General features: G+C 43.9%; 6 protein-coding genes. 1 reads left to right on the forward strand and 5 read right to left on the reverse strand.

From position 1 onward, the window contains the following. The 5 genes from VIP81_RS00975 to VIP81_RS00995 all read right to left on the reverse strand — a co-directional run. Positions 1-1,323: Mur ligase family protein (locus VIP81_RS00975; RefSeq protein ID WP_331956605.1), on the reverse strand; the 1,323-nt coding region annotated here is incomplete at its 3' end. A 58-nt stretch (positions 1,324-1,381) separates the two neighbouring features. Then, complete coding sequence (locus VIP81_RS00980; RefSeq protein WP_331956606.1) at positions 1,382-2,320, reverse strand: TerC/Alx family metal homeostasis membrane protein; 939 nt, start codon at positions 2,318-2,320, stop codon at positions 1,382-1,384. A 124-nt stretch (positions 2,321-2,444) separates the two neighbouring features. Next, the gene (gldG, locus tag VIP81_RS00985) at positions 2,445-4,148 is read right to left on the reverse strand and encodes a gliding motility-associated ABC transporter substrate-binding protein GldG (RefSeq protein WP_331956607.1); all 1,704 of its coding nucleotides are present in this window, start codon (positions 4,146-4,148) and stop codon (positions 2,445-2,447) included. Positions 4,149-4,169: 21 nt separating this feature from the next. Beyond that, on the reverse strand, positions 4,170-4,910 hold the full coding sequence (gene gldF, locus VIP81_RS00990) for a gliding motility-associated ABC transporter permease subunit GldF (protein WP_331956608.1): 741 nt from the start codon (positions 4,908-4,910) through the stop codon (positions 4,170-4,172). A gap of 62 nt (positions 4,911-4,972) precedes the next feature. Further along, the gene (locus VIP81_RS00995; RefSeq protein WP_331956609.1) at positions 4,973-6,178 is read right to left on the reverse strand and encodes an IscS subfamily cysteine desulfurase; all 1,206 of its coding nucleotides are present in this window, start codon (positions 6,176-6,178) and stop codon (positions 4,973-4,975) included. A 132-nt stretch (positions 6,179-6,310) separates the two neighbouring features. Between VIP81_RS00995 and mce the strand changes: the two genes are divergently transcribed. Next, positions 6,311-6,712 carry a methylmalonyl-CoA epimerase gene (mce, locus tag VIP81_RS01000; RefSeq protein ID WP_331956610.1) on the forward strand — a complete coding sequence of 134 codons (402 nt, stop codon included), beginning with the start codon at positions 6,311-6,313 and terminating at the stop codon, positions 6,710-6,712. Positions 6,713-6,923 lie beyond the last annotated feature (211 nt).

Below are 6,923 nucleotides of genomic sequence, written 5' to 3' on the forward strand. Positions count from 1 at the left end.
ATCGTCTGCATTGAACTGCTGTATATATTCGTCAGTAGTAGTAAGGAACTGTGTTTTCAGTCCTTCTATCTGCTGAAAGCTTTTCTTTTCCCGGCCAATGTTTTTACCAATGGCGATCAATTTATTAATCCCTTTTTTCTGTAACAGATCAGCTACTTCTTCATACAGGGTAGCGTCGCTTTTGCCACTTTGCAGGATATCACTGAGGATAACGGTGCGGGTAGCGTGCTGCTGCTGCTGTTGAAGGAAGTCAAGGGCAATGGTTAAAGAACCCAGGTCCAGGCTATAGCTGTCGTTGATAACGGAGCAGTTATTAATGCCCTGCTTCAGTTCCAGTCGCATAGCGATGTTGCTCAACTGGTCCATCCGCTGTTGAATCACTGTTTGTTCTTTGCCCAGATAGAGCATCAGCGCGGCACAGTGAATGGCATTTTCAATAGAGCCTTCATCTACAAAAGGAATGGTGAAGTGCAAAGGTTCCTGTTTGTACAGGGCATCTATGCGGGTATGATTATCATTTTTATCTACACTGATGACCCGCAGGTCGGCATCTGTTTTCCTGGACCAGGAGAACAATTCAGGGCCACCTTCCTGGTTTTCCTTTTTGCCTACCTGGTTATGAAAGGCCAGCACACACTCATTGAGGGCAAGGTAATCTTTGCAGTAAATAAGGATATCGCTTTTGGCAAATAATACCAGTTTCTCATTAATCTTCTGCCGGATATTTAAAAATCCTTCACTGTGGGCTTCTCCAATGTTGGTGAAAATGCCGATAGTAGGACGGATAATCTTTTCCAGGTTCACCATTTCACCTGGTTGTGAAATACCCGCTTCAAAGATGGCCAACTGGTGCTCCGGTTTCATTTGCCATACAGACAAGGGTACGCCGATCTGTGAGTTATAACTTTTAGGACTGCGTACTATGTTGTAATCTTTCTCCAGCAATTGATACAGCCATTCCTTTACAATGGTTTTTCCATTGCTGCCGGTAATACCAATAACAGGGATATGAAAATGGTGACGGTGAAAGGCCACCAGTGTGTGCAATGCGGCTAATGTATCTTTTACCAGAATGAAATTCGCTTTTGGATATTTTTCCAGTGGCACAGGTTCACTCACAATAAAATTACTTACCCCCTTGCGGTACAACTCTTCAATGTATTGATGCGCATTGCGCCGTGGGCTAACCAATGAAATGAACAGAGATGTTTCGGGAAAGCTAAGCTTCCGGCTGTCCAATAAAAGATGGTCAATTTCAGAAAATCCAGTCTCTTGCAACAATTCTCCTTTCAAAGTCTTGTTGATGCTTGCTGCGTTATACACGTTTATCAGGTTTGAATAATCACTTAGCGGCCGCAAAAACATAGTCTACAGCTGCTTTTTACTTCTCTTCTGCTTCCGGTAATTCTTTTTTCTGATGATAGAGTGAATAGAGGATGGAACCTCCAAGGCATAGTACAATCACTATCAACGACACATATACCGGTATATGAATAAAATACTCTGCCAGCATTTTCAATCCTATGAAAATAAGCACAATTGCAATACCCTGAGGCAAATAATCAAATTTATCTACCGCACCCCTCAGTAAAAAGAACAAGGACCGGAGTCCTAATACCGCAAATATATTAGAGGTATACACCACTACCGGCTCCTTTGATATGGCAAATACAGCCGGAATAGAATCCAGTGCAAATATAATATCAGTGACTGCCAGCATGACCACTACCAGCGATAAGGTGGTGAAATACGACTTATTATGTTTACGAATAACAAAACGGCCTTTTGGCTCTTCTGTTGTTACCCGCATATATTTATTCATAAAACGGTAAGCGAAATTTTCTTCCGGTTTAAATTCATCTTCACTGTTGGCCGTGAACATTTTAAAACCGGTATACAGTAAAAAGGCGCCAAAAACATAGAGAATCCACTCAAACTGCTGGATCAACACCACGCCCACACTGATAAAGATCGCTCTGAACACAATGGCCAGTATGATACCAATCAGTAACACCCGGGCATAGTATTCTTCTTTTATCTTGAAAAAACTAAATATGAGAATGAATACAAAAATATTATCCATGGATAATGACTTCTCCATCAGATAAGCACTCATAAAGCTGATCGCGATTTCCGAACCGTCTTCAAACCACATGAATCCAAAAAACAAAAACGAGAGGCCTACCCAGAAAATGCTTTGCCATAGCGCGGTTTTGATAGTTGTTTTTTCATTTTTTTTACTGAATAAACCAAGATCAAAAATTAATGCAATGACTACCACAATAAAGAAGATGAGATAGGTCCATTGAATGGATGTCATGTGACGATTTTTTTTTATGAAGGAGCAAAGATAAGAAAACGGCTGTTAGCATTTAGGAGTTAGCTTTTAGTGTTTCTGCCAAAGATTGTGTATAGAAACGCTAAAAGCTAACGTGTGGGCTGGATTAGTCGGCGAATTTCCGTTGCCGCATAAACTGGAAAACCATGGCGAACAACAGTACCAGGCCAATAGGCACCAGGAAGCAGATCACCTGCCACTTGGTTTTTTCCTGCCTGATTTTTTCGGTATCAAGCAGGCGCAACGTCAGTTCTTTGTTGCGTGCCTCCATGATACCGCTGTTACCACTCAGGTATTCCAGGCAGTTGAGGAAAAATTCTTTATTGGCAAAGGCAAAGCCCGGATTAAATTCGTTGATACCCATTTGTAGTGGCCCTTCTTTGCGGGACACCGCATTGGCGATCAGGTCACCATCACTCACTACAATCATTTTATTAATGGTGTCAGTAGCATCGCGGAAAGGCTTACCGGAAGCCCGTTGCAGTTCACTCACTACTGCGGGGTCCTGACGATTATGAAATAAAGAAGTAAAGTGTCCTTCCAGTAAAACGGCTGCGGGTATATATTGCTGACGGTATTCGCGTGGATTGGGTTGTGTTTTTACCACATCCCAGCTAATTTCCGCCGGCAGCCGCGTGGTGCGGCTGTTGCGGGAAGTGGTGAGCAGAATTGTTTTTTGGATAGCATCATTTTTAATGGTGTCCATAGAACTCACAAAACGACTCATCACCATATCCAGATTTTTTACAATAGGATGCGCTTTGGTAGGCATAAGCATCGGGAAGTAAGGGAAAGGTACTGGCTGTATTTGCGGCCGGTTGCCCACGTTGCCTACTACCAGCGGCACTACATCGCTCTGCAGGTCCATTACCAGGTCCTGGTTAATACGCACGCCGTAACGGAACAGCAGGTCTTCCAGGTTGAGTCCCCGGTCTACGGCTGCAAATTCATTATGCTCATGTAAACTGTCCATGGTGGCGCTGGATTCGTCAATAAACCACAGCACTTTGCCCCCGTTCATCACATATTGATCTATTTTGAGCTTGTCTGCATCGCTGAAAGCGGCTGCAGGCTTGGCAAAGAGAATTACATTAAACTCCGGTGAAATAAAAGAGGCGCTTTGTAAAGTCAGCGTATCGAGGGCGTAATTGGTTTGGAGAGTACTCAGGGCATCATATACTTCTGCTCCTAATGATTCTCCATGTCCCATCATATAGCCTATCAGCGGCTTTTCTTTTTCCTGCAGTTTGCTGATAGCATTGGCAAACTGGTATTCCAGCAAGGCTTCCGAGCTGTTCATGGTTTGCATAGGATCTTGTCCTCCCTGATTTTTTAACAGGTTTACGCCCACCGTTTTTCCTTTGTAATGTACTAATGCACCAGGAAAGATGAGTTTTTCTGCAAAGCCGTCGTTCGCCTCCTGCTGCACTTTCATATTAAAAGGCATGATGCCTTGCGCGGTGAGTTCTCCTAGAAACTTCATCCGGGCGGTATCTGTCATACCTTGTCCGGGATTGATAAAAGTAAACCGTAAGTTTTGTTTACCATATTCGCGAAACTCTTCCAGTAATTCGGTGGTGGATTGCGCCAGCTGCCGGAAACTGGCAGGATAATCGCCTTTCAGAAAAACTTCAATATCTACGGGGCTGTCCAGCTTCCGCAACATTTGCCGCGTGTGTTGGGTGAGCGTATATCTTTTTTCCCCTGTCAGATCCCATCTGCCATGAAAGTAAGCGGCCGCTATATTAATGCCCGTGAGTAACAGTATTACTGCTATTGCACGTTGTATGTATTTTTTTCGTGTAGCCATATCATTTAGTAAGAGGAGTCATTACCCGTTTTGCCAGAGTTTTCTTTGGAGGGATAATTTAGTGAGATAGAGCATCAGGCCGATGATGCTGATGAAATAGATGATGTCACGACTGTCAATTACGCCACGGCTGATAGAGGTATAATGAAATTTAATACCAGCCATTTGCAGATAATAGTCAGCCCCGCCACTAAAAGCAGGTATTTTGCTGATGGCATCAAACCCGTTAAAAAGTATAAAGCAGGTAAACAGTGCAATGAGAAAGGCGATCATAGCATTGTTGGTTAAGGAAGATGACCATATACCGGTAGCCGTAAACGCTGCGCCCAGCAGTAACAGTCCTGTATAAGATCCTATGATGCCGCCGGTATCCAGTTGTTGGGCATCTACACTCAACTGCCGGATGGCGAAGTAATAGACAATGGTAGGCACTAAGGAAATGAGTACAATCACCATGCTGCCCCAGAATTTACCCATCACAATCTGCCAGCCGGTGAGTGGTTTGGTGCTGAGTAACTCCATGGTCCCGCTTTTAAATTCATCTGCAAAACAACGCATGGTAATAGCGGGTATGAGCAGGAGGTAAATAAGTGGCGCGAGATTGAACAGCGGATCCAGATTGGCATAGCCGGTATCGAGCAAACTCGTTTCCGGAAAAACGAACAATAATAATCCGTTTGCCAGCAAAAACAGGATGATGGCTACATAGCCGGTGACACTGCTGAAAAACTGGTTTATCTCTTTCTTAAAGATGGCTAGCATGAACAGTTAGTAAGGATTAGGATATTAGTAAAGATACAAATATAGCTAAACGCTATTACCTTTCAGGCTATTGTATCGAGGTCTACACCATCTTTATACATTTCCCAGATTGGACTTGTACTTCTTAGTTGCCGGATGGCTTCCGTAATGGTGTTGATGGCATAATCTATTTGTTCATCGGTGGTGAACCGTCCCAATCCGAAACGAAGGGAGGCATGTGCCAGCTCATCGCTCAGCCCCAGTGCTTTCAGCACATAGCTGGGCTCCAGTGATGCCGACGTACGGGCGGAACCGGTAGAGAGGGCAATATTTTTATTGAAGCCCATCATCAGGGCTTCTCCTTCTACATATTTAAAGGAGAGGTTGGTGGTATGCGGCAGTCGGTGGGTAACAGATCCGTTTACATTGGAGAGTTCCACTTCCAGCAACGCTTTTTCCAGCCGATCCCGCATAGGCTTGATCCTGGCGGTATCTGCTGCCATTTCTGCGCCGCAAAGTTCCGCTGCTTTTCCCAGGCCTGCAATCCCGGGTACATTGAGGGTACCGGAGCGCATGCCTCTTTCATGACCGCCACCATCTATCTGTGCGGTGAGTTTTACACGTGGCGACCGTCTGCGTACGTACAGGGCGCCTATTCCTTTTGGACCGTACATCTTATGGGCGCTAAGGGTAAGCAGGTCTATACCGTCTGCATTTACGTCTACAGGGATTTTTCCCACTGCCTGGGTGGCATCGGTCATGAATAATACGCCATGCTTTCTGGCGATATCACTGATGGCACGTATCGGCTGAATAACCCCTATTTCGTTATTGGCATACATGATACTAATCAGGATGGTTTGAGGGGTAATGGCAGCTTCCAGCTGTGCCAGGTCAATTTCCCCTTCCCGGTTTACGGGTAACCAGGTGATCTGCGCCCCCTGTTTTTCCAGGTGCCTGCAGGTATCCAGTACGGCTTTATGTTCGGTAACAGCCGTAATAATATGTTGTCCCTTGCCGGCATACATTTCATATACACCCTTGATGGCCAGGTTTACCGCTTCTGTTGCCCCGGAGGTAAACACTATTTCTTTCGGTTCTGCACCTATCAGTTTCGCTACCTGTTCACGGGCATAGTCTACGGCTTCCTCAGCAGCCCATCCAAATGGGTGACTGCGGCTGGCGGCATTACCATATACTTCTGTGAAGTAAGGTAACATGGCAGCTACAACCCTGGGGTCGCAGGGAGTGGTGGCGTTGTTGTCCAGGTAAACAGGCAGTTGTAACATATTTATCTTTCTATTTATATTAAAATCCGAACCAAACAAATTTACAACATAAGTTCTATTTTTACCGGGTTATCAGGTTCCGAGAAAGCTTTACGGATCCTGCATTTCGGGTACATCGTTAAACTATAAAACATGCTCAGGGTAGAACATATAGGCATTGCCGTGAATTCATTGTCGGTTTCCGTTCCTTTATTTGAGAAGTTGTTGAACACCAACTGTTACAAACAGGAAGAAGTGAGCAGTGAACAGGTGATGACGGCTTTTTTTCAGCAGGGGGAAACTAAAATTGAACTGCTGGAAGCCACGGGTGCCAACAGTGCCATTGCCAAATTTTTGGATAAAAAGGGAGAAGGCATGCATCATATCGCTTTTGAGGTGGCAGATATCTATGCTGAAATGAAAAGATTAAAGGAAGAAGGGTTTGTTTTATTACAGGAAACACCCAAAAAAGGGGCGGATAATAAACTGATCTGTTTCCTGCATCCTAAGCACAGTAACGGGGTTTTAATAGAAATTTGTCAAGATATCAAGTAGACATTTACTTACATATATCGAATATAAATAATAATAATTTTTTTAACTTTTTTTCCATTTTAGCAATCCAAGGGAATTATCTCTTCGTAAGTAATTATGAAACACCCCGCAAAAGGGCACAAAAAGTTAAGACCAAAAATATTTTATATTTTTTTGAACAAATACATTTTCCATTACGTTATATCTACAAACACACAAATACAAAAAAGAA

The sequence above is a fragment of the Chitinophaga sp. genome (assembly GCF_036566945.1).
Taxonomy (GTDB): domain Bacteria; phylum Bacteroidota; class Bacteroidia; order Chitinophagales; family Chitinophagaceae; genus Chitinophaga.

What these genes read in the sequence shown, in the direction of transcription:
- VIP81_RS00980 (WP_331956606.1), bottom strand. Translation starts at nt 2,320, where the DNA reads ATGACATCCATTCAATGGACCTATCTCATCTTCTTTATTGTGGTAGTC.
- gldG (WP_331956607.1), bottom strand. Translation starts at nt 4,148, where the DNA reads ATGGCTACACGAAAAAAATACATACAACGTGCAATAGCAGTAATACTG.
- gldF (WP_331956608.1), bottom strand. Translation starts at nt 4,910, where the DNA reads ATGCTAGCCATCTTTAAGAAAGAGATAAACCAGTTTTTCAGCAGTGTC.
- VIP81_RS00995 (WP_331956609.1), bottom strand. Translation starts at nt 6,178, where the DNA reads ATGTTACAACTGCCTGTTTACCTGGACAACAACGCCACCACTCCCTGC.
- mce (WP_331956610.1), top strand. Translation starts at nt 6,311, where the DNA reads ATGCTCAGGGTAGAACATATAGGCATTGCCGTGAATTCATTGTCGGTT.